Origin of the sequence: Kocuria sp. CPCC 204721 (assembly GCF_040980945.1) — a bacterium.
In the GTDB taxonomy this organism is placed as follows: Bacteria; Actinomycetota; Actinomycetes; order Actinomycetales; family Micrococcaceae; genus Kocuria; species Kocuria marina.
On the sequence record NZ_JAVKPO010000008.1, the window covers coordinates 1 to 19,570 of the forward strand.

Here is a 19,570-nt window from a genome sequence, read left to right on the forward strand (position 1 = left end):
TCGGCAATGCACCCATCAATCGGAAACCGACGACTCGCACAGCGACCGGACCGAATGAAGGGGGCGGCCCACTACGGCGGGACCACGATGCACGACTCCCGCGACGGTGACCGCGTGACCCACGGCCTCATGGAGTTGCGCAAGGGAGGGCACGTCATCGAGCGGAGGGCACGTCATCGAGCCGGACCTGCTGTTCGCTACTGCTCTGCGGGCGGGCTGGAAGGGGCGCGAGGGCGGTGCTCTTCTGGAAGGTGGCCAAGGAAGTCGCTAAAGGGGTCAGGAAGCGACCCAAGCACCATTTCCGCGAGGACATCCTGAGCCACTGTCGCACCGAGGCCGACAGCGCCCTGTAGGGCCTACGACGCCGAGGATTGTCAGAGGTGCCGGTCATGCTGGGAAGCAGAGACCAGCCTAGAAAGGAGGTGAGCATGGGCAAGGGCGACATCGAGACGTACCACGAGGACGGCCAGTGGAAGAACCGCGCGCAGGGCAACAGCCGTGCGAGCAACGTCCACGACACGAAGGCGGCAGCACAGGCGACTGGCCGGGAGATGGCCAAGGACCGAGGCGTGGAGCACGTCATCAAGAAGATGGACGGCACCATCGGTGAGAAGAACTCCTACGGGAAGGACTCCTACCCGCCGAAGGGCTGACCGAACTAGAACCCCGCGCTCTTCACTGGGAGGGCGCGGGGTTCTGCATCGCCTAGACGCCGTAGGTCGCAAGGCCAGATGCGCTGGAGTGGCAGAGGATGTCGGCCAGCCTGGCTACAGTCCAGGCGCATGAGAGCGACCAACCAGCAGACCCTGATCTCCGCCGTCTTCGACGCAGCCGAGCGCGCCACGAACGACCTCACCCACCTCGTCCCCGACCTCGACCGAGACCGCTGCGAGTACGCCGTTGCCTCTACTCTCCTGGTGGAGGCATGGGTCGCGCAGAGGTAGCGGCCCGGGAGCGAGGTGCTCAGGTTCGAGGAGTCGCTCCACCGTCCGCGAAGCCCTCGAATGTGCGGATGTCCCGCCCCGGCTCGGGGAGGCCGTCACGACGGCGCTGAGCCTCCTTGCGGCGGTCTTCGCGCTCCTCGGCCTCGAAGACCTCAGCCAGCGCCTCCAGATCGGCCTGGAGGGTGTCCTTGGGGTGTTGCTGGGTCATGTCGGTCCCTCCTGAGGTGGGCTTGCGCTATTGGGTGCTATCGAGCGTAGGGAGACAGGTGTACGACCCTCACCGAACCCAGCAGGCGATGAAGATGCCTACAAGGACCAAGGGGACGTAGAACGGCAGGATCGACCAGGAGAGCCACACGTTCGGTCCCGGCAATACGCGATTGATCCACTCCGGCGCACGGCCAGGCCAGTCACCCTTCTCCTTCGTGGGAACGTCCGAGGGGAGGTCATCGGGTTGAAGCGAGAACGTGGCGATGTCGTGCTTGCCTTGGGCGACGGTCTTGTAGAGGCTGCGGAAGCGCTTCTCCTGCCGGAGGTAGTTGGCGTCCAGATAGGCGAATAGCAGTGTCGCCCCGAGACCCAGCAGTGCCACCGAGTCGGCGTTCTGCGTCAGGGCATAGCCGTAGGCAGCGGTCACCACGGGCAGGAGCCACGCCTTGGCCGTGGACGACGCGGCGGACATGCGTGTGACGACGGCCTGGATGAAGTCGAGGTGCTTGCGGGTGTCCTCTGGGTCACGCTGCGGCGGCTTGTGTTCACACATCGCTGCTCAGGCTCCTGCACGCTTCACGCACAGCCCTGAGGGCATGGTCCTTCCGATCCTCGCTGTAGTCCGTCTCCTCCGGCCAGATAGGTCCCATCGCATCCCCGCCCCAGCGGGGCACAAGGTGCACGTGGAGATGGAAGACGGTCTGGGTTGCCGCCTCTCCGTTGGACTGGATGAGGTTCAGCCCCTCAGGGTGCACCGCTTCTCGGATCGCCCCAGCGAGGCGCACGGTGGCGCGGGCCAGATGAGCCGCCTTCTCCTCCGAGAGTGACCAGATGTCCGGAACATGCTTTCGTGGTACGACCATCGTGTGGCCCAGGACGGCAGGATCGGTCGGGAAAAAGGCCACGACGTGATCGTCCCGGTACACCTCGCGGGCGTCTTCATCGTCCCGCTGAACGATCTCGCAGAAGGGGCAGCCCTCGCCTTCCTTCACCGCCACTTCGTCACGCCCTGGTCAGCCCAAGAGGGCAGTTGACGCACCAGGTTGTTGTAGGTCGCCTTGGTGTCGATTCGACCGCTCCAGTCGGTTGCCGTGGGGTCGAACAGGGGCACGCCGGAGAGGCCCGCCGCCTTGAACGGGTCCGCCCCCGCAGAGTCGGCCCCGTCACTCATGGAGGCGAGCCCGTGGATGCGGACACCGAGCAACGGCTTCCTCATCGACCAGGCTCGCTCGATCTCGTACTGCACGTAGGGTCGCTTGGAAGTCTCGCGACCGACGAGGACGATGACCGCCTTCTTGTAGTTCATCTCCTTGTCGATCCATTTCTGAACAGCCGCCTCGCTCTGGCGACGGACCTGCTCCCAGTTCTGCCCCGTGACCTCGGGCGCGCCAGTGAGGGAGTTGATCTCGCGGACGAGATGCACCCGGAACTTGTCACGGTCGTAGTGGAATGAGTAGAAGACTGACTTGGCCATGGTGGTGGCTCCCTTCATGCGCTCCCCGGCCTCTCCGGGCTCACGAACATCTCTAGCAGGCGGGTCCGACACTCCTAGGGCACCGCCGTGAGGGGTGGGGTGCAGCGGACGCTTCCCCTCGCCGCCGCATCCCACCTGACCTACTTGACCCGCATCTGGATGTGAGTGCCCTCGCTGATGTGAGTCGCGTACTCGGTCAACTCGGGATCGGAGATCGACCCACCGACCCGTGACCACTCGCGCCGCAGCACGGGCTTGATCTCGGAGACGGGCCGACCCTTGTAACGCCGGAGGAGGGAGTCGAACATCTTCTGGTAGTCAGAGGCGATGTCCTTCAGAGCGGGCCGAACAGCCTTCTCCAGTTCCTTCTCCCAGCCGGGACTCATCTTGAAGTTGGCCATGGCTCACACCCGCTGACTGATCGTCGTGCTCGGGTGGCTCTGGGCCGTGGACTCCTTGACGAACCGTCCGGTGATGGTGGAGCGGTGGACGGTCGTCTTGTTGGACGTGCCGCGACCGATCCGCTCGGTCATGGTCGTCCGGGGACTCCGACGTGCGGTCGAAGCCTTCACAAAGCGCCCCGTGCGGGCGCTCCTACGCGCGGTGCGTGCCATTGGCTCGCCTCCGTTCTGGGCCTTGGCCCACTGCGAGCACTGCGCATGGAGCGACTAGAGTCGCAGTCCTAGTTCGCCAACTAGACACCAGGCCCTGAGCGCTCCACCCCGGGGCGTTCGGGGCTCCGGCCTTGGACTCTAGCCCCGCAGGGAGGCCCCCCTTGTCCCAGCACCACAGCGTGACGGGCTGGCCGTCCTCGGCGTGGTCCAGGGCCCAGCGAAGGGCGGTGATGCGTCCTGGCCCCGGTCGGTCGTGTCGCACAGGGCGGTGTAGGCGCGCGTCATGTCCAGCACGTTGCCAGAGGTCACTGACAGTTCTGGAGTCCCAGCGCCGTGTGGTGAACCTACGGTTGGGCGTGTGGTGAAGTGTTCAGACCGTCCGCGAGAGGCGCGTCTGACGTGGGGTTTCACCGTTTCCATGAATAGCCACCGCAAGAAGTCCCGTTCGACCGGAAGGTCGGGCGGGACTTCGTCATTCGCTGGGTCGGTCGAAGGCAACCGTTATCCGGCGCTCCCCACCGGACGGCTCCGTGGAACGGAAGCCGACGGAGACCGCGGGAACCCTCCGCATCGATGGTGCGGCCGGCCCCTCGCGCCGCGGCCCCCGCTCAATCCTCGGTCAGTTCGTACCGGGCCCCGTCCGGGGCGCGCCTGAGCACTCCCGTGTCCACGACGTGCCGGTGGAAGAACGCGGCGTCGGGCACGAACATCCGCAGCCACCCGTTGAGCGCGGACTCCGCGACGGCTTCCCCGGGGCGCACGACCCGCCGGGCCACCGCGGCCACGACGTCGTCGACCCAGCGCACGGGCAGGTCCGGCACGTCGATCAACTCACCCTGCAGCACCCCGTCGGGACCCAAATAGCCCTCGAGGGCGTCCTGGCCATTGCGCAGGAACTCGTCCGAGACCCTGATCCGCCCGGACTCCTCCCGCGCGAAGCCGAGCTTCACGGCAGTGGAGGCACTCACGAGTGCGCGCAATCCCATGATCATGGTGGGCAGCGGGCCCGGTACGCTGCGGATCAGATCCGCGCGCTGGCCGAGAAACTGCAGGCGCCGGTCGTGTCCCTGCGCGGGGGCCGGGGCATCACGCCCTCGTCCGGACCATGGGCGCAACACCCCGGGTGGCACGCCCCGGACGCACGGTGGTTGCCGTGCGTCCGGGGCACCGGTCGGGTACCGCTACCCCCGACTCACCGTGACCTTGCCGGTGGAGCGGTGCCACGTGGCCACCACACCGCGGGAAAAGCGCTGGGCCATACCGCCGGAGACGGCGTACTCGTCGGTCGCGGGGTACCCCCACGCGTGTTCGTGCCCGGCCTTCTGCCAGGCCGTACCGATCCCGCCGCTGAGCTTGATCACGCGGGTGCCCGTGGCCGGGGAGTACATGGCGCGGTAGCGGGCGTTGCCGTTGCGGAAGTCCTGGTAGGCGCCGCCGGGGATCTTGCGCTCCGCCATTACGGGATAGCCCCACCCGCGCTCCAGACCGGCAGCCTTGTAGGCGTTACCGATGCCGGTCCCCCACTTCACGGGGTGGGCGCCGGTCGCGGGGCTCCAGTAATACGTGTAGTTCTTCGTGAAGCCCTGGTAGACCCCGCCCGCGCGGCCCGTGGGCTTCTCCGCCGACGTCGGTTGCCCATATGTCCCCATCCCGCCCGTGGCGACGTAGTCGGTCCGGATGGCCCCGCGCAGCCAGGACGTCTGAGGGGTGCCCAGTGTGGCGTTCTGGCCCGTCGTCGTCGGCGCGGGCGGCAGCGTGGCCAAGCCCTGGGCGATCAGGCCCACGATGTCGTAGTCGTCGTGGTTGTAGCCCTGCAGGGTCTTGAGGGAGGTGCGGGTGAACCCGTCCGCCCGGAACCGCTTCATGCCCTGGGCTGCGGCGGCGGACGCGGACCACGTGGGCGGGTTGGTGCTGCCGGCCACGTCCTTGGTCCCCGCGTGCCACGTGATCGGGAGGGAGCGCACCGCGGCACTCGGCGCGGTCTGCATGCCGCTGGCACCGCCGCCGCCGATGATTGTCGCACCGCCGCCACGGATCCAGTTCTGCCGATCGGCCAGCAGCTCGTACGTGATGAACTCCGCGCCACCCGAGTAGCCGGCGAGCCACACGCGGGAGGTGTCCAGGTCGTAGGTCTTCACGAGGCTGTCCTTGAGCGCGCGAAAGTAGTCGCCGTTGCCGTCCGCGTCCTCCCACCACGTGATGCCGTTGGGCTTGAGCTTGTGGTCCGGGGAGATGGGGACCACCAGGATCATGTTCTTCTTGCGGGCCTGAGCGGCCAGTGCTGTGAGCGCGGTCCCTTGGGGGCTGTGCACCCAGGTCTCGCCGGGGTTGTCGTAGTCGCCGCCCAGGTAGAACAGCACACCCACGGCCTTCGAACGGTCGATGCCGTTCGTGTAGATGTGGTAGCTCGAGTTCTTGCCCGCGGCCTTGAAGGGTTTGTGATGGGCGGTCGCGGGAAGGGCGGGGGCCTGAGCCGCGAGCACGGGCGCCTCGGGAACCCGCGGCGCGGTCCGGACCGCGGGAGCGGCCACTGCGGGAGCGGCGTTCGCCGGGGCCAGGAATGACGGGGAGAGCGCCAACGGGGACAGCGCCGTGACCACGGCGAGGGCCGCCGCGGGCACCACGGAGGAACGGAAGAAACGCATGGGGGGCTGCTTTCTACATGGGGGGGTATTCAGTTGTGGCCCGCCCGGTCAGCTCATTCCGGGCGCAGCACTGGCCGAGCATCGGGGGAAATGCTCAGCCAGGTGAAGATCATGCCATCGGCGTGATGGAATTTTGCGAACGCGAAGCCCGTGCCGCGTTAATTTCTGGTGTCCCGGCCGCTCGCAGCCGTCGCCCCCCCCCCCCACGACTGGCCGCCTGCGGCCGCCGATCCCGCCCCGATCAGCCCCTCATCCGGGTCACGACGTCGGTGAGCTGCGCGTCTTCCTCCTCGGTGATCCGCACGCCCAGATCCCGGACCTCGGTCACGATCTCCGGGGCCGTCAGTTCCCGCTGCCGGGTCGGCCGCCCAGGGGTGCGCACGGTGGTGCCGTGTTCGGTCACGGTCACGTGGCCCCGCGGGGTGTGCTTCATGACCATGAGGTGATGGCGGAATATGGACTCCGCACCGGTCGAGGTCTGCAGGTGGCCCATCCGCACGTCCGCGGGGTGGATGGTGGACTCGTCCAGCACGTGTTCCATGTCCCCGTCCCGCTCGAACGACCACACGGGCCAGCCCTCGTCCGTGACCCGCCCGATCGAGAAGGTGCGGTTCCCCTCCACGCGGCGAGCGCCGTCGTGCAACGAGATGGGACCTGTGATGCTGAAACCGAAGCCGGGATCGCACAGGTAGCGTGTGCCGGCGAGGTCCACGAGCACGGTCATGTGGGTGCGGGGGCTGTCGAACGAACGCACGCGGCCCAGGGCGCGGCGCACGGTGAAGCCCAGCGTTTCCAGAACGGCCGCGAACAACTGCGAGTGCTCGAAGCAGTATCCGCCGCGGCGGCGTCGGACGAGTTGGTCCTGCGCGGTCGCCAATTCCACCCCGGGATGCCGTCCGAGCAGCACCTCCACGTTGCTGAACGGGAACGTGAAAACATGGGCGCGGTGCAGCCGTTCGAGCAGGCCCAGGTCCCGCGGGGCGGCGGCGAGCTGTGGGGCGTCGACGTCCAATGCCGCGAGGTAGCCGGGGACGTCCACGTCCTCGATCCGCCACGGGGACGCGGGGCGTTCGTTCATCATGACCTCCGGTGGCACGGGAGCGGGCCGGTACGCGGGGCGCGGCAAGGTTGACCCGGCATCATGGTGACACACGACCGCACCCCGACAAGGACCCGTCATGCATCCGCACACCACGTCCCCGTCCCCCTCATGAGCCGCGCTCCGGGACGCGCCGTCGGCTGGACGTTGGGTCTGCTCGTGGTGCTGGCCCTCGTGGTGGGTGCCGTGTGGGCCGGTTCGGGACCGCTGCGTTCGCTCGTGTCGAGTGCCCCTCCCGCACTGGGCAGGGCGGAATGCACGGTGACCACGCAGGACGGGGACGTCCCTCTGACCCGCGAGGAGGCCAAGGCCGCGACCACCGCCGTCGTGCGCGGTGCGGACGCCTCCGCGGTACCCGGCGTGGAGCCGACTGTCATGGAGCGTCTCACGCACGGCCCGCCCGACGACGCCGGGCCCAGCCTGCGCTGCCGCGGGCACAGCAGCGAGGGACTCCAGGCGCAGGAGATCACCCCCTCCGGGCTGACGCCCCGGGCCGAAGCGGTCCGGGACGCGATGATCGAGGTCTTCGGCCCCCTGAGCCTCGGCGGTTACGCCCCGGGCGGTGTGGGCCACGGACATGGCGAGAATTCCACGCACTACGACGGGCGCGCCGTCGACGTGTTCTTCCGCCCCGTGACGGAGGAGAACCGCCGGCAGGGGTGGCAGCTCGCGCACTGGCTCGTGGCCCACGCCGAGGACCTGGACGTCCAGTACGTGATCTTCGACGACATGGTCTGGGGTTCGCGCTCCCCCGCCGGGCGCTGGCACCCCTACAACGCGCCGCCGCCCGCGAACGAGATCCTGCGCCACCTGGACCACGTGCACGTGGACGTGGTGCGCGGAGAGCCCGCGTAGTCGTCGCGCACTCCGGCCCGATCCCGTAACGTGACGAACCAGCCCGCACGGCACCCGTTGCGGTCCGTCTCAGCGCAGGAGGACACCCATGAACGCTCACGTGGTGGTTTTCGGAGCCACCGGATACACCGGCCGCCTGGTGGTCGAGTCCCTCGTGGAACGGGGAGTGCGCCCCGTCCTCGCCGGGCGCCGCGAACGGCCCCTGAACCAGCTGGCCTGCACGCTGGGCGGCCTGGACGTGCGGACCGCGGACCTGGCTGAGCCCGATTCCGTCCGCGCGCTGGTCTCCGAGGGGGACGTCCTGGTCACCACCGTGGGTCCCTTCGAGCGACTCGGGGACGTGGCCGCGGACGCCGCCGCGTCGCAGGGTGCCCACTACCTGGACTCGACGGGTGAGGTGGGCTTCGTGCGTCGACTCCAGAAGCGCTATCCCGCCGCCGCGTCCGACGACGCCGCTGCGCCGGGTGATGCGCCCCGCGGCACCATGCTGCCCGCATTCGGTTACGACTACGTGCCCGGGATCCTCGCGGGATCCCTGGCTCTGGAACGCGCCGGGGACCGCGCCGAGACCCTGCGGGTGGGCTACTTCGCCCCCGGGGCGGGCCCTACCGGGTTGAGCGGCGGGACCATGACCACCATGCTCGAAGAGCTGAGCAAACCGTTCCTGGTGTGGCGTGATCACCGGTGGCAGAAGCCGGGGCGGATACCGCGGCAACACACGTTCACGGTAGACGGGGCGAAGCGCAATGCGGTGATGGTCCCCGGGAGCGAGATCGTGTTCCTGCCGGAGGCGTTCCCGGAGGTTGCGAACATCGAGGTGTTCAACGGGTGGTTCTCCGCGCCGGGGCCAGTCATGAAGGCTGCGCTGCCCGTGATGGCCGTGGCCGGTTCCTCGTCCCTGGCCCGCAAGGCGCTCGGCAAGGGCATCACCGCCCTGACCGGGTCCGAGGGCGGGCCGAGCGCGAGTGAGCGGGCGAAGTCGTCCTCCCTGGCCATAGCAATGGTCACCGACTCCCGGGGCGAGACCGTGTCCGAGGTCCATGTGGCGGGTCCCAACGTCTACACGCTCACGGGTCACCTCTTGGCGGCCGGGGCGGAGCACGTGCTCAAGGACCGTTCACGGGCGCGCGGGGTGGTGGGCCCGCTGCAGGCCTTCGGCATGGAAGGCCTCGTGGAGCTGTGCGCTTCGGCGGGGTTGCGGGAGGTCAGCCCCGGGGCGGCTCGCTGACCGCGGTCGAGCCGCCTTCCACGTGAGGATCTGCCGATGACGACGCCCCGGTCGCCGAGACCCCGGACGACGGCGCTCCGCGCACCGCGGCGACGTTCCCCCGGTGGGTAGACACGGCGTCGTCGGCATCCGAGGACTCACGGCCGGCGGCATCGGAGGAGTGAACGTCGTCGTCGCCGTGCTTCTTGCCGAAGGGCAGTACGTGGACGATGCCCACGATGATGGAACCCCACACGATGCCCAGCACCAGGGCACAGAACGTCTCCACGAGCCACGCGAGCGCGGGGCCCACCCCGGCCACGTGGTGCACGGACTCGCCCAGGTGGTGGACCCAGTCGTACACGGGGGTGAACCCGAGGTCGGCCATGCCCACCAGGATGATGTGCCCGCCCACCCACAGCATGGCGAAGACACCCACGATCGAGATCACGGACAGCACCGTGGGCATGGCCTTGACCAGGCCCCGGCCGAACTTCTGGGCGCCCTCGGAGTCCTTCTGGGCCAGGGCCAGGCCGATGTCGTCCATCTTCACGATCAGGGCCACGACGCCGTAGACGAGCACCGTGATGAAGATCGCCACCACGATCAGGATGAGCGTGCGGGTCAGGAACGGCTCGTGGGAGACCTCATTGAGCGCGATCACCATGATCTCCGCGCTGAGGATCAGGTCCGTGCGGATCGCCCCGGAGGTGATCTTCTTCTCTGCCTCCGGACCGCGGTCCGCGGCGGGTTCGTTGGGGGCGTGCTCCTGGTGGGACAGGTGCTCGATCACTTTTTCTGCGCCCTCGAAGCACAGGTACGTGCCGCCCAGCATCAGCAGCGGCGTGAGCAACCACGGCGCGAACTGGCTCAGGATCAGGGCCACCGGCAGGATGATCAGCAGCTTGTTGCGCAGGGAGCCGATCGTGATCTTCTTGATGATCGGTAGTTCCCGCTTGGGGTTAACACCCTGCACGAATCGCGGGGCCACCGCGGTGTCGTCGACGACGACGCCCGCGGCCTTGGCGCTCGCACGCCCCGCCGCCCCGGCGACGTCGTCCACACTCGCGGCGGTCAGCTTGGCGAGTGCCGCGATGTCATCCAGCAGCGCAGCCAGTCCAGCGGCCATCAGGCTCCCTCAATCCTTGTGCTCAGCCATCTCGATTAAGGACAAGCGTAAAGGGTGCCGCGGCCGGCGCGAACCACGAGCGGCATCGGCCCCTGTCCGAGGTGGTTCGCGCCTCGGTCGCCGAGACCGCTACGCACGGTCGAGGCCGCTGCGGTGCAGATCGGCCATCGCCTGTGCGACCACGACGGCGCGTTCGGGGCCCAGGACGTCCACGAACGTGGCCGTCATTGTCTCGGCCACGAGATCACGGACCTTCCCTGCCGTGGTGCGGCCTTCGGCGGTGAGCTCGAGGTAGACGACGCGCCGGTCCTCGGGACACGGGGCACGCCGGACCAGGCCGCGCTTGGTGAGCCGGTCCGCAACCTTGGTGAAACCGCCGGTGCTGAAGGCCACCTGACGGGCCAATTCGGCCATGGGCATGCGCTGGTGCGGGGTGCGCGTCAGACGCAGCAACGCCTCGGCCTCCGCGGCGTTCAACGCATGGGCCGCGGCCACCTCTCGGTGCAGGTTCTTGTTGGCGCTCTGGAACCCCTCGATCACCTGGCCCCACAGGGTCACGGGGTCCACCGCCTGGGCAGCGGTGTCGGTGTGCGCGGTCATGATCTCCCCTTTCAAGCCCTTAGAACTCGTTGAGCTGAGGGATGATTTTACCTCGCCTCAAAAACATTTGTCTAAGAATCTTCTTGCGCAGCCATCTCCAGCCTCGCACCCTGTCCCGCCCCCTTGAGCGGACCCCGACCGCAAGTTAGCCTTGCGAGGAAGATATTTCTGTTTAAACAAGTTCATCTCCACCCGGACCGCCCCGTCGCATCCCGGACCCGCGCCGGGTGGCCGCGACAGCAGCGTCGTCGACCCCGGCGAATACAGTCGGCGCACGAAACCACGAGGAGCCGCCATGACCGAGCAGGACCGTTTCTTCCTGGACAAGTCCGACCCCTCCAGCTGGCGGGCGGTCAACGCCTTCTCCCGCAAGGTCGGTGCCGCTGCAGAGGATGCGGGCACCCCCGCCTCGGTCGTGGAGCTGGTCAACGTGCGAGTGTCCCAGCTCAACGGGTGCGCGTTCTGCCTGGACCTGCACGTTCGCAAGGCCGAGGCTGCCGGGGTGACCGCGCAGCAACTCGCCGTGCTCCCCGCATGGCGTGACACCGTTCTTTTCAATGCCGTGGAACGGGCCGCCCTGATCATCGCCGAAACGGCCACCCTGCTGCCCGACGAGAACACGCGGCACGCCGAGCAGGCCGCGGCCCGGGAAGCACTGAACGACGAGCAGTACTCCGCCCTGCAGTGGACCGCGATCGCAATCAACGCCTTCAACCGGATCTCCATCCTGTCCGGACACCCCGTCCGTCCCCGTAAGACTGCGTCCGCGCCGGCCGGTGCGACCACGAGCACCGGAGGTGCGCGATGACCAACCTGGAACGCAACCCGCAAGAGGTCCTGTGCACCGAGGCGATCGGTGCCGGGGCGGCCCTGCTGACCCCGCGGGACGTGCCCCTGGGTGGCCCGCGGGCGATGACCGTGCGCCGCACCCTCCCCCAGCGCCATCGCAGTCTCATCGGCGCGTGGTGTTTCCTGGACCACTACGGCCCCGATCCCGTGGCGGACACCGGGGGCATGTCCGTGGCGCGCCACCCGCACACCGGCCTGGCCACGGTGAGCTGGCTGTTCACCGGCGGCATCTCCCACCTGGACTCCGCCGGGTACAGCGCGGACGTGCGCCCCGGGGAGGTCAACCTCATGATCGCCGGGCGCGGGATCTCCCACCAGGAGTTCTCCACCCCGGACACCACCACCCTGCACGGCGTGCAGCTGTGGTACGCCCTGCCGGACGACACCCGTCACATGGCACCGACCTTCGAGCACTACACGCCAGAGCCCGTGAAGAACCACGGCGCCGAGCTGCGGATATTCATCGGTGAGCTGGCCGGATCCACGTCCCCGGTGAACACCTATACACCCCCGCTGGTGGCCGCTGAGATCCTCATGGAGCCGGGAACGGAACTGGACCTGGACCTGGACCCGTCCTTCGAGCACGGGGTCCTGGTGGACACCGGGGACCTGAGCGTGAACTCGGCGCCGATCCCGGAGGACCACCTGGCCTACCTCCCCACGGGGCGGGACAGCGTGGTCCTAACCGCCGGTGAGAAGCCCGTGCGGGCCATGCTCCTGGGCGGGGAGCCCCTGGGGGAGCAGATCGTGATGTGGTGGAATTTCGTGGGCCGCACCCACGAGGAGGTCGTGGCCTACCGTGAGCAGTGGCAGGCCGAGATCGACCCCGAACCGGCCCCCACCCCAGAGTCCGGAACTTACTCGGACGGGACCCCGTACCCGCGCTTCGGCCCCTTTCCCGACGGTCAGCCCGCGCCACTGCCGGCCCCGACTTTGCCCACCATCACTTTGCGACCCCGCGGCTGAGCCCGCCCGATCCCGCCCCGCCCGATCCCACCCAGGAGAGTCCCGTGGAAACCGAATCCGACATCACCGTCCGCCACAACGCCGACGGGCACCGCTACGAACTCCTCGACGGTGACGCGGTCATCGGCGAGGCGCACTACCTGCCGTTCGACGGCGCCGACGAGCCGCGGCGGATCTTCTACCACACGACCGTCGACGACGCTTACAGCGGTCAGGGTCTCGCGTCCACGCTCTCGAGGGTGGCCTTGGACGGCACCATCGCCGACGGGAAGACCATCGTCCCGGTGTGCCCCTACATCAAGTCCTGGCTCGGCAAGCACGACGACTACCAGCCCCACGCCACTGCGGTCCGCCCGACGCATTTGCAGGCGTTGTCGGGGATGAATCGGTAACTTCTATCGGCGCCTCAGCACAGCCGCTTCCACTCACCCGTCCGCGGCGCCCAACACGGTCACGAGGAACTCGCTGTCCGGGGACCAGGGGCGTACGTCCCACCCCGCCAGGGTGAGTTGCGGTGTGAGACCCTCCGCAGCGGCGTCGGCGAAGAACTCCTCGGCGGAGTAGCCGCGCCCCGCGCCGAAACCGACCACCGCGCGGCCGTCCTGACCCAGGTGACTGCGGAAGCCGCGCAGCACGTCCCGCCGGGTGTTTTCCGCTAGGAACGTGACCACGTTGCCCGCGCACACGATGGCGTCGAAGGCGTCCCCGAGGTCCATGTCGGCCAGTACGGCGAGATCGGCCACGCGATACTCAGGGCCCGGGTAGTCCTGCCGGGCGGCGTCGATCAACTCGGGATCCACGTCCACCCCGACCACCCGATGCCCGGCCGCGTGTAGGTACCCGGACAGCCGCCCCGCTCCGCACCCGGCATCCAGGATGCGAGCGCCGCGGGGAACCATGGCGTCGATGAGCCGGGCCTCCCCCACGATGTCCTCCCCGCGCGCGGCCATGGTGCGGAACCGTTCGATATACCACTGAGAATGCCCGGGGTTCTGAGCCACCTGGGCAAGCCACTTGTTCTGTTCCGTCATAGGGCCAGGCTATCGAGGTGCCGCCCCCTTGCCCACGCTCCGCGTGCCCGCCTCCGTGAACGGTCTGGGTAGGCTGACGATCGGCAGGCTCGTCGGCGAACAATGCTCGGAGGACAGACAGTGGCTGGACGTGGAGGCGTCTCGTGGCGGCTGCGCCTCGCGGCGCTGCGGTACCGATTTGAGGAGAGCCTGTTCCTCTATCCCGCCATCATCATGCTGGGCGGGATCGTGTTGGCAATCATCGCGACGTCCGTCGATCATGCCCTGGGGTACGACACCCACGTGCCGTTCATGCTGGAGATGAGCAGCAACGCGGCCACGTGGTTGCTGGCCACCGTGGCCGGGGCGATGATCACCACCGTGGGCGTGGTGTTCTCCCTGACCGTGGTCAGCCTGCAGTTGGCCAGCAGCCAGTTCTCACCTCGGGTCATGCGGTCCTTCATCCGGGACCGGCTGAGTCAGCGCGTGATTGGCCTGCTCGTGGCCACCTTCTTCTACTGCGTGCTGGCGCTGCCGAGTGTCAGCGGGGAGACCACGGCCCCTGCGCCGAAGGTGTCGCTGACGCTCGCCGTGGTGCTGACGCTGATCACCGTGATCGGCATCATCGTGCACCTGGATCACCTGGCCCACGGGCTCCAGGTGGGCAACGTGGCCCGGGTCATCGCGGACGAGGGAGAGAAGGTGGCCGCCGCACTTGACGAAGTGCCCTCCGGGATGCGTGAGGTCGACCCCCGGGACTTCCACGATGCCCCCGATGACGCCGCGGTCATTCCCGCCACGCGCAGCGGATGGATCAGCCAGGTGGACATCCGCCACCTCCTCGCAGCCGCCTCCCCCGATACCACCGTGCGCATGGACACCCGCGTGGGTGCTTACATCCACGCCGGTGAACCCCTGTTGACGGTGTGGCCCCGCCCCTCGGCCGCCAGTAGGAAGGGTCTCGCCGAGTCGATCGGCGTGTCCGATATGCGCACCACGCTCCAGGACGTCGACTTCTCCATCCGGCAGCTCGTGGACATCGGGCTGCGTGCCCTGAGTCCGGCCGTGAATGACCCCACGACCGCCGTGGAGGTCATCCTGCGGCTGGGGAGTCTGATGCGGACGTTGCTCATCACTCCACTTCCGCCCCCGGCGTTGCAGGACGGATCCCGCCGGGTGCTCGTCCAGCCCTGGAACCTCTCCCATGAGGAATACATCGCCCACGCCTTCGATCAGCTCCGGCAGACGTGCCTCGACCAGCCGGACGTGGCCGCCACCATGTTGCGGGGGCTGCGGATGCTGATCACCCACCTGCGGGACCAGGGGCACCCCGATCTGGTTCCGGCACTGCAGCGACAGATGCAACTGCTGCTCGACGGGCTCGAAGCGCAGAAGGACATGCACCCCGAGGATCTACGCCACCTCCGCTCCCTGTCCTCCGACCACACGGATCCCGCCGACCACAGTCGGTGACCCGCCCCCGCCGGGTTACGCACAGAAACCCGAGAACGGGCACTTCGTGACTCTCGATGTGTCCGCTGAGACCGGACCGCGGGAGCAGTTCCAGGAGGCTTTCCAGGGCAGCGAATACATGTTCAACCCCTTTGACTGGAAGTTCATCACCCCGTCCGGGACCACGGCGAATTCGGTAGCTTCCGCCCCGGCGTTCTCGTGTCTGACGCAAGCCGAGCAGATCTCAGAGATGGGGCCCGCCGAGCGTGCGACCGGCAAGATTGTGTTGGACGTGCCAGCGAAAACGGGAACCCTGGTCTATGCGCCCGGTTTCGTGGACCAGGCCTGGGAGTGGAAGCTGTAGGCTCCATCCTTCGTGGTGCCCGCGCGTAGCGAACGCGCCACGACCACCGCACGACGACGCCGCCCGGGTTCCGCACACGAAGCCCGGGCGTCGTCGTACCCGCGGAGCGCACCCAACGCGGCGTCGGGCACTGCGCGGCGTCGTCGACCGGACCCGGCGACCTTTGCGACTCGGGCACCTCCGAGCGCAGGCCCGGACGGCTCCCGGGCAACTCCTAAGAACACGACGGAGCCCTACGGGGTGTGTTTTCACACGTCAGGCGTAGCATGCCGATTGTTAGGTAGTCTTCTTTCCCTGCCGGACGTCCTTCTGATCATCCTTGGAGCCGCAATGCACTTGATCCCTCGCGAGCAGGAGAAACTGCAGATCGTCGTCGCCGCGGACCTCGCACGCAGACGCCAGGCCCGGGGCCTGAAGCTCAATTACCCGGAGGCCGTGGCGATCATCAGCTACGAACTGATCGAGGGCGCCCGGGACGGCCGCACGGTGGCGGACCTCATGAGTTGGGGGACCACCATCCTCGGCCGGGACGACGTCATGGAGGGTGTGCCCGAGATGATCTCGGACGTCCAGGTGGAGGCCACCTTCCCGGACGGAACCAAGCTCGTCACCGTCCACACCCCCATCCGATAGGCAGGAGACTCCCATGATCCCTGGCGAATACGTCCTGGCGGACACCCCCGTGGTGTGCAACGAGGGCCGCGACACCGTGGAGCTGGACGTCACCAACACCGGCGACCGCCCGGTGCAGGTGGGCTCCCACTTCCATTTCGCGGAGGCCAACCCGGCGCTGCGCTTCGATCGCGACGCCGCCCGCGGCTTCCACCTCGACATCCCCGCCGGCACGGCCGTGCGCTTCGAACCGGGAGACAAGAAGACCGTCCGCCTGGTGGCGATGGCCGGTGACCGTGCCGTGTTCGGATTCCGCAACGCCGTCAACGGCCCCCTGGACAGTGAGGAACGCTCATGAGCTTCGAGATGTCCCGGCAGCAGTACGCCGGTCTGTACGGCCCCACCACGGGGGACGCCGTCCGGCTCGCGGACACGGACCTGTTCCTGGAGGTGGAGAAGGACCTCACGAGCCACGGTGACGAGACCGTGTTCGGCGGCGGCAAGGTCATCCGCGACGGGATGGGTCAGGACGGCAACACCGTCCGCGACGGCGCCCCGGGTGACCTGGCCGTGGCGGACACCGTGATCACCAACGTGATCGTCCTGGACCACACGGGCATCTACAAGGCGGACGTGGGGCTGCGGGACGGGCGGATCCTGGCCATCGGCAAGGCCGGCAACCCCAACATCATGGACGGCGTGGACGTGGTGATCGGTCCCGCGACCGAGGCCGTGGCCGGTGAGGGCCGCATCCTCACCGCCGGGGGCCTGGACACCCACATCCACTTCATCAGCCCCGACCAGTTCGCCACCGCCCTGAACTCGGGGATCACCACCATGATCGGTGGCGGTACCGGACCCGCGGAGGGCACGAAGGCCACGACCATCACGCCCGGGTCCTGGAACCTCGCGAACATGCTGCGCGCCGTCGAGAACTTCCCCATGAACGTGGGCCTGCTGGGCAAGGGGCACGCGAGTGCGGTGGAACCGCTGGCCGAGCAGATCAAAGCCGGGGCCATTGGGCTCAAGGTGCACGAGGACTGGGGCGCCACGCCCGCGGCAATCGACAACTCCTTGAAGGTGGCCGACCATTACGACGTGCAGGTGGCCATCCACACGGACACCCTCAACGAGGCCGGGTTCGTGGAGGACACGATCAAGGCCATCGACGGGCGGGTCATCCACACGTACCACACCGAGGGTGCCGGCGGCGGCCACGCCCCGGACATCATCAAGATCGCCGCGTTCCCCAACGTGCTGCCCGCCTCCACGAACCCCACGTTGCCGTTCACACGCAACACGGAGGAGGAGCACCTGGACATGCTCATGGTGTGCCATCACCTCAACCCGGACATCCCCGAGGACGTGGCGTTCGCGGATTCCCGCATCCGCCCGGAGACGATCGCTGCGGAGGACGTGCTGCAGGACATGGGCATCTTTTCCATCACGAGCTCCGACTCCCAGGCCATGGGCCGCGTGGGGGAAGTGATCCTGCGGACGTGGCAGGTCGCGGACAAGATGAAGAAGCAGCGCGGCAAGCTGGACGGGGACACCGAGCGCGGCGACAACTTCCGGCTCAAGCGCTACATCTCCAAGTACACGATCAACCCCGCGCTCGCCCACGGTGTGGGTGACTACGTGGGCAGTGTGGAGGCCGGGAAGTTCGCGGACCTGGTGCTGTGGGAACCTGCGTTCTTCGGCGTCAAGCCGTTCATGGTGTTCAAGGGCGGGCAGGTGGTCTCCTCCCTCATGGGTGATTCCAACGGGTCCATCCCCACGCCCCAGCCCATGACCATGCGCGGTTCGTTCGGCGGGTTGGGTTCCGCGGTGCACTCCTCCTCCATCACGTTCATGTCCCAGGCGGCCGTGGACGCGGGCGTCCCGGAGCAGCTCGGTCTGCGGAAGACTGTCAAGGCGGTCCACGGCATCCGGTCCCTGCGCAAGTCCGACCTCGCGTTCAACGGCGAGACCCCCGAGCTGGACGTGGACCCCGAAACCTACGAGGTGCGCGTGGACGGCGAGAAGGTCACGTGCGAGCCCGTGGACGTGCTCCCCATGGCCCAGCGGTACTTCCTGTTCTGAGCCCACGCGGCCGCCGGCAATCCGCGGACGACGGCGCTCGGCGGGCACCCGGCGCCGCCAACCAGTCGTTGCGGGCCCGTCGTTGCCGCCCCGGCACCGGCACCCCGAACAACCATTCCTGACACGTTCCCGACAAGGAGGATCTCGTGATCGTCGACCGCGTCCTGGGCAACCTGGCCGATTTGTCCCCCTCCGAACGGCAGGGGCTGCACGTGGAGAAGGTGGTGCTGCCCAGTTCCGAACTCGTGAAGCGGATCCAGCGCGTGACCACGGATCACGGCCGCACCCTGGGGTTGCGCCTGGACAGTCCGCGCGGCGCGGCCGGCGACCTCCAGGACGGGGACATCCTGCTCCGGGACGAGCGCGGCGTCGTCGTCGTGTCCGTCGAGGCCACGGACGTGCTCGTGATCGCCCCGCGCACCATCACCGAGATGGGCATGACGGCGCACGGGCTGGGCAACCGGCACCTGCAGGCCCAGTTCTTCGACGCGTCCTCCGAATACGGCGCAGAGGTCATGGTGGTGCAGCTCGACCACACGGTGACCCAGTACCTGGACGAGCACGGCGTGCCCTACGAGCGGCAGGAGCGCGTGATGCCGGTCCCGTTCCGCCACGCGGAGCATACGCACTAATGACCGGGGACGCACAGGACTGGGCGGGATCTCTCCTGCCGCTGCTGCAGATCTGCGATTCCGCGCTGCCCACGGGGGCATTCGCGCACACGTTCGGCATGGAGACCTACCTGGAACGCGGCACCGTGTCGGACCAAGCGAGCTTCCAGGACTGGCTCGAACGTTTCCTCGACCACCAGCTCGTCTACGCGGACGGTCTGGCCGTGCGGCTCACCGCGGAGTTGTTCGCGGGGACGACGGCGAACGGAGCCTCGGCGGGCACGGCACCTTCCGCGCTGGCGGCCGCCGATGGCGCGGCGTCGCCCGCGGATCCCCCCGCAGCCCCGGCGGACGCGACACCCGACTCCGACATCGACGCCGGCCTCGTCCGACTCGACGCCCTCATGTTCGCCCAGGCCCTACCGGCCCAGGTGCGACAAGCCGGGCTGACCATGGGACGCCGGCTGCTCGAGATCGGCACGCTGTCCCTACCCGGCCCGGGACTGGAACGCTACGCCCGCCTCGTGGCGGAGGGGACGTGCCACGGCCACCAGGCGATCGTGTTCGCGCTGATCGGGGTGGACCACGGTGTGCCCCCGGCAGCGATCACGCAGGCCTTCCTGTTCTCCACCCTCACCTCGCTGACCCAGAACGCGGTGCGCGGGATCCCCATCGGGCAGAACGCGGGCCAGCGCACCCTGGGAGCACTGCGCCCCCGGGTCGCGGCCGCATGGGAGCGCATCTCCACGCTGGACATGTCCGATCTGGGCGTGGTCTCCCCGGGGTTGGAGATCGCCCAGATGCATCACGAAACCCAACGTGCGCGCATGTTCATGAGCTGAACCGC

26 protein-coding genes are annotated in these 19,570 nt (G+C 68.3%); 14 read left to right on the forward strand and 12 right to left on the reverse strand.

All coding sequences use genetic code 11. The features are described from left to right. Positions 1-428 precede the first annotated feature (428 nt). Positions 429-653, forward strand: a complete 225-nt coding sequence (locus RF637_RS08790) for a DUF2188 domain-containing protein (protein ID WP_368844626.1) — start codon at positions 429-431, stop codon at positions 651-653. A 129-nt stretch (positions 654-782) separates the two neighbouring features. Beyond that, positions 783-944 carry a hypothetical protein gene (locus RF637_RS08795; RefSeq protein ID WP_368844627.1) on the forward strand — a complete coding sequence of 54 codons (162 nt, stop codon included), beginning with the start codon at positions 783-785 and terminating at the stop codon, positions 942-944. A gap of 19 nt (positions 945-963) precedes the next feature. On the opposite strand, the gene RF637_RS08800 is transcribed toward RF637_RS08795, so the two are convergent. The 9 genes from RF637_RS08800 to RF637_RS08840 form a co-directional block, all read right to left on the reverse strand. Continuing rightward, positions 964-1,152 carry a hypothetical protein gene (locus RF637_RS08800; protein WP_368844628.1) on the reverse strand — a complete coding sequence of 63 codons (189 nt, stop codon included), beginning with the start codon at positions 1,150-1,152 and terminating at the stop codon, positions 964-966. Positions 1,153-1,221: 69 nt separating this feature from the next. Beyond that, entirely contained in the window at positions 1,222-1,707 is a 486-nt protein-coding gene (locus tag RF637_RS08805; protein WP_368844629.1) for a hypothetical protein, read from the reverse strand. Then, positions 1,700-2,152 carry an HIT family protein gene (locus RF637_RS08810; RefSeq protein WP_368844630.1) on the reverse strand — a complete coding sequence of 151 codons (453 nt, stop codon included), beginning with the start codon at positions 2,150-2,152 and terminating at the stop codon, positions 1,700-1,702. The genes RF637_RS08805 and RF637_RS08810 overlap by 8 nt, the downstream gene beginning before the upstream one ends. Further along, on the reverse strand, positions 2,143-2,628 hold the full coding sequence (locus RF637_RS08815) for a TIR domain-containing protein (RefSeq protein WP_368844631.1): 486 nt from the start codon (positions 2,626-2,628) through the stop codon (positions 2,143-2,145). Before RF637_RS08815 ends, RF637_RS08810 begins: the two co-directional genes overlap by 10 nt. 140 nt (positions 2,629-2,768) lie before the next feature. Continuing rightward, positions 2,769-3,029, reverse strand: a complete 261-nt coding sequence (locus RF637_RS08820) for a hypothetical protein (protein WP_368844632.1) — start codon at positions 3,027-3,029, stop codon at positions 2,769-2,771. A 3-nt stretch (positions 3,030-3,032) separates the two neighbouring features. Beyond that, the gene (locus RF637_RS08825; protein WP_368844633.1) at positions 3,033-3,161 is read right to left on the reverse strand and encodes a hypothetical protein; all 129 of its coding nucleotides are present in this window, start codon (positions 3,159-3,161) and stop codon (positions 3,033-3,035) included. Positions 3,162-3,850: 689 nt separating this feature from the next. Beyond that, complete coding sequence (locus RF637_RS08830) at positions 3,851-4,228, reverse strand: DUF2087 domain-containing protein (protein WP_368844634.1); 378 nt, start codon at positions 4,226-4,228, stop codon at positions 3,851-3,853. Between the two features lie 195 nt (positions 4,229-4,423). Further along, entirely contained in the window at positions 4,424-5,887 is a 1,464-nt protein-coding gene (locus tag RF637_RS08835) for a hypothetical protein (protein WP_368844635.1), read from the reverse strand. Between the two features lie 241 nt (positions 5,888-6,128). Further along, positions 6,129-6,968: an arylamine N-acetyltransferase gene (locus RF637_RS08840; protein ID WP_368844636.1), complete on the reverse strand. Its 840-nt coding sequence runs from the start codon at positions 6,966-6,968 to the stop codon at positions 6,129-6,131. 129 nt (positions 6,969-7,097) lie between these two features. On the opposite strand from RF637_RS08840, the gene RF637_RS08845 reads away from it, so the two are divergent. Continuing rightward, on the forward strand, positions 7,098-7,841 hold the full coding sequence (locus RF637_RS08845) for a hypothetical protein (protein ID WP_368844637.1): 744 nt from the start codon (positions 7,098-7,100) through the stop codon (positions 7,839-7,841). An 88-nt stretch (positions 7,842-7,929) separates the two neighbouring features. Continuing rightward, positions 7,930-9,069 carry a trans-acting enoyl reductase family protein gene (locus RF637_RS08850; RefSeq protein WP_368844638.1) on the forward strand — a complete coding sequence of 380 codons (1,140 nt, stop codon included), beginning with the start codon at positions 7,930-7,932 and terminating at the stop codon, positions 9,067-9,069. Here the strand turns inward: RF637_RS08850 and RF637_RS08855 are convergent. Both RF637_RS08855 and RF637_RS08860 read right to left on the reverse strand, forming a co-directional pair. Further along, positions 9,047-10,177 (reverse strand): DUF808 domain-containing protein, encoded by a 1,131-nt coding sequence (locus RF637_RS08855; RefSeq protein ID WP_144998483.1) that lies wholly within the window; start codon positions 10,175-10,177, stop codon positions 9,047-9,049. The genes RF637_RS08850 and RF637_RS08855 overlap by 23 nt on opposite strands. A 129-nt stretch (positions 10,178-10,306) precedes the next feature. Then, positions 10,307-10,777, reverse strand: coding sequence for a MarR family winged helix-turn-helix transcriptional regulator (locus RF637_RS08860; protein ID WP_368844639.1), 471 nt, complete (start codon positions 10,775-10,777; stop codon positions 10,307-10,309). A gap of 295 nt (positions 10,778-11,072) precedes the next feature. Between RF637_RS08860 and RF637_RS08865 the strand changes: the two genes are divergently transcribed. From RF637_RS08865 to RF637_RS08875, 3 genes are read left to right on the forward strand one after another with little or no spacing between them, the layout of a single operon-like run. Next, positions 11,073-11,585 carry a carboxymuconolactone decarboxylase family protein gene (locus RF637_RS08865; RefSeq protein ID WP_206479094.1) on the forward strand — a complete coding sequence of 171 codons (513 nt, stop codon included), beginning with the start codon at positions 11,073-11,075 and terminating at the stop codon, positions 11,583-11,585. Next, positions 11,582-12,592 (forward strand): pirin family protein, encoded by a 1,011-nt coding sequence (locus tag RF637_RS08870; protein WP_368844640.1) that lies wholly within the window; start codon positions 11,582-11,584, stop codon positions 12,590-12,592. Before RF637_RS08865 ends, RF637_RS08870 begins: the two co-directional genes overlap by 4 nt. Before the next feature lie 44 nt (positions 12,593-12,636). Then, entirely contained in the window at positions 12,637-12,984 is a 348-nt protein-coding gene (locus RF637_RS08875) for a GNAT family N-acetyltransferase (RefSeq protein WP_085106532.1), read from the forward strand. Between the two features lie 33 nt (positions 12,985-13,017). On the opposite strand, the gene RF637_RS08880 is transcribed toward RF637_RS08875, so the two are convergent. Next, the gene (locus RF637_RS08880) at positions 13,018-13,623 is read right to left on the reverse strand and encodes a class I SAM-dependent methyltransferase (protein WP_368844641.1); all 606 of its coding nucleotides are present in this window, start codon (positions 13,621-13,623) and stop codon (positions 13,018-13,020) included. Positions 13,624-13,743: 120 nt separating this feature from the next. Between RF637_RS08880 and RF637_RS08885 the strand changes: the two genes are divergently transcribed. The 7 genes from RF637_RS08885 to RF637_RS08915 all read left to right on the forward strand — a co-directional run bounded on the left by RF637_RS08885 (position 13,744) and on the right by RF637_RS08915 (position 19,565). Next, positions 13,744-15,075: a DUF2254 domain-containing protein gene (locus RF637_RS08885; RefSeq protein WP_368844642.1), complete on the forward strand. Its 1,332-nt coding sequence runs from the start codon at positions 13,744-13,746 to the stop codon at positions 15,073-15,075. A gap of 46 nt (positions 15,076-15,121) precedes the next feature. Continuing rightward, the gene (locus tag RF637_RS08890; protein WP_144931611.1) at positions 15,122-15,418 is read left to right on the forward strand and encodes a hypothetical protein; all 297 of its coding nucleotides are present in this window, start codon (positions 15,122-15,124) and stop codon (positions 15,416-15,418) included. A gap of 330 nt (positions 15,419-15,748) precedes the next feature. After that, positions 15,749-16,051: an urease subunit gamma gene (locus tag RF637_RS08895; RefSeq protein WP_035964916.1), complete on the forward strand. Its 303-nt coding sequence runs from the start codon at positions 15,749-15,751 to the stop codon at positions 16,049-16,051. A 13-nt stretch (positions 16,052-16,064) separates the two neighbouring features. Then, complete coding sequence (locus RF637_RS08900; protein WP_085106537.1) at positions 16,065-16,388, forward strand: urease subunit beta; 324 nt, start codon at positions 16,065-16,067, stop codon at positions 16,386-16,388. Further along, complete coding sequence (gene ureC, locus RF637_RS08905) at positions 16,385-18,112, forward strand: urease subunit alpha (RefSeq protein WP_144931617.1); 1,728 nt, start codon at positions 16,385-16,387, stop codon at positions 18,110-18,112. Before RF637_RS08900 ends, ureC begins: the two co-directional genes overlap by 4 nt. Positions 18,113-18,258: 146 nt before the next feature. Next, on the forward strand, positions 18,259-18,744 hold the full coding sequence (ureE, locus tag RF637_RS08910; RefSeq protein ID WP_368844643.1) for an urease accessory protein UreE: 486 nt from the start codon (positions 18,259-18,261) through the stop codon (positions 18,742-18,744). Further along, positions 18,744-19,565, forward strand: coding sequence for an urease accessory protein UreF (locus RF637_RS08915; RefSeq protein WP_368844644.1), 822 nt, complete (start codon positions 18,744-18,746; stop codon positions 19,563-19,565). Before ureE ends, RF637_RS08915 begins: the two co-directional genes overlap by 1 nt. Positions 19,566-19,570 lie beyond the last annotated feature (5 nt).

Excerpts from the sequence above, each read along its gene's own strand:
- RF637_RS08815 (WP_368844631.1), bottom strand. The coding sequence starts at position 2,628 with ATGGCCAAGTCAGTCTTCTACTCATTCCACTACGACCGTGACAAGTTC.
- RF637_RS08860 (WP_368844639.1), bottom strand. The coding sequence starts at position 10,777 with ATGACCGCGCACACCGACACCGCTGCCCAGGCGGTGGACCCCGTGACC.
- RF637_RS08895 (WP_035964916.1), top strand. The coding sequence starts at position 15,749 with ATGCACTTGATCCCTCGCGAGCAGGAGAAACTGCAGATCGTCGTCGCC.
- RF637_RS08915 (WP_368844644.1), top strand. The coding sequence starts at position 18,744 with ATGACCGGGGACGCACAGGACTGGGCGGGATCTCTCCTGCCGCTGCTG.
- RF637_RS08840 (WP_368844636.1), bottom strand. The coding sequence starts at position 6,968 with ATGATGAACGAACGCCCCGCGTCCCCGTGGCGGATCGAGGACGTGGAC.
- RF637_RS08800 (WP_368844628.1), bottom strand. The coding sequence starts at position 1,152 with ATGACCCAGCAACACCCCAAGGACACCCTCCAGGCCGATCTGGAGGCG.
- RF637_RS08795 (WP_368844627.1), top strand. The coding sequence starts at position 783 with ATGAGAGCGACCAACCAGCAGACCCTGATCTCCGCCGTCTTCGACGCA.
- RF637_RS08870 (WP_368844640.1), top strand. The coding sequence starts at position 11,582 with ATGACCAACCTGGAACGCAACCCGCAAGAGGTCCTGTGCACCGAGGCG.
- RF637_RS08835 (WP_368844635.1), bottom strand. The coding sequence starts at position 5,887 with ATGCGTTTCTTCCGTTCCTCCGTGGTGCCCGCGGCGGCCCTCGCCGTG.
- RF637_RS08805 (WP_368844629.1), bottom strand. The coding sequence starts at position 1,707 with ATGTGTGAACACAAGCCGCCGCAGCGTGACCCAGAGGACACCCGCAAG.
- RF637_RS08790 (WP_368844626.1), top strand. The coding sequence starts at position 429 with ATGGGCAAGGGCGACATCGAGACGTACCACGAGGACGGCCAGTGGAAG.
- RF637_RS08880 (WP_368844641.1), bottom strand. The coding sequence starts at position 13,623 with ATGACGGAACAGAACAAGTGGCTTGCCCAGGTGGCTCAGAACCCCGGG.
- RF637_RS08830 (WP_368844634.1), bottom strand. The coding sequence starts at position 4,228 with ATGGGATTGCGCGCACTCGTGAGTGCCTCCACTGCCGTGAAGCTCGGC.
- RF637_RS08820 (WP_368844632.1), bottom strand. The coding sequence starts at position 3,029 with ATGGCCAACTTCAAGATGAGTCCCGGCTGGGAGAAGGAACTGGAGAAG.
- RF637_RS08865 (WP_206479094.1), top strand. The coding sequence starts at position 11,073 with ATGACCGAGCAGGACCGTTTCTTCCTGGACAAGTCCGACCCCTCCAGC.
- RF637_RS08825 (WP_368844633.1), bottom strand. The coding sequence starts at position 3,161 with ATGACCGAGCGGATCGGTCGCGGCACGTCCAACAAGACGACCGTCCAC.
- RF637_RS08845 (WP_368844637.1), top strand. The coding sequence starts at position 7,098 with ATGAGCCGCGCTCCGGGACGCGCCGTCGGCTGGACGTTGGGTCTGCTC.
- RF637_RS08900 (WP_085106537.1), top strand. The coding sequence starts at position 16,065 with ATGATCCCTGGCGAATACGTCCTGGCGGACACCCCCGTGGTGTGCAAC.
- ureC (WP_144931617.1), top strand. The coding sequence starts at position 16,385 with ATGAGCTTCGAGATGTCCCGGCAGCAGTACGCCGGTCTGTACGGCCCC.
- RF637_RS08850 (WP_368844638.1), top strand. The coding sequence starts at position 7,930 with ATGAACGCTCACGTGGTGGTTTTCGGAGCCACCGGATACACCGGCCGC.
- RF637_RS08855 (WP_144998483.1), bottom strand. The coding sequence starts at position 10,177 with ATGGCCGCTGGACTGGCTGCGCTGCTGGATGACATCGCGGCACTCGCC.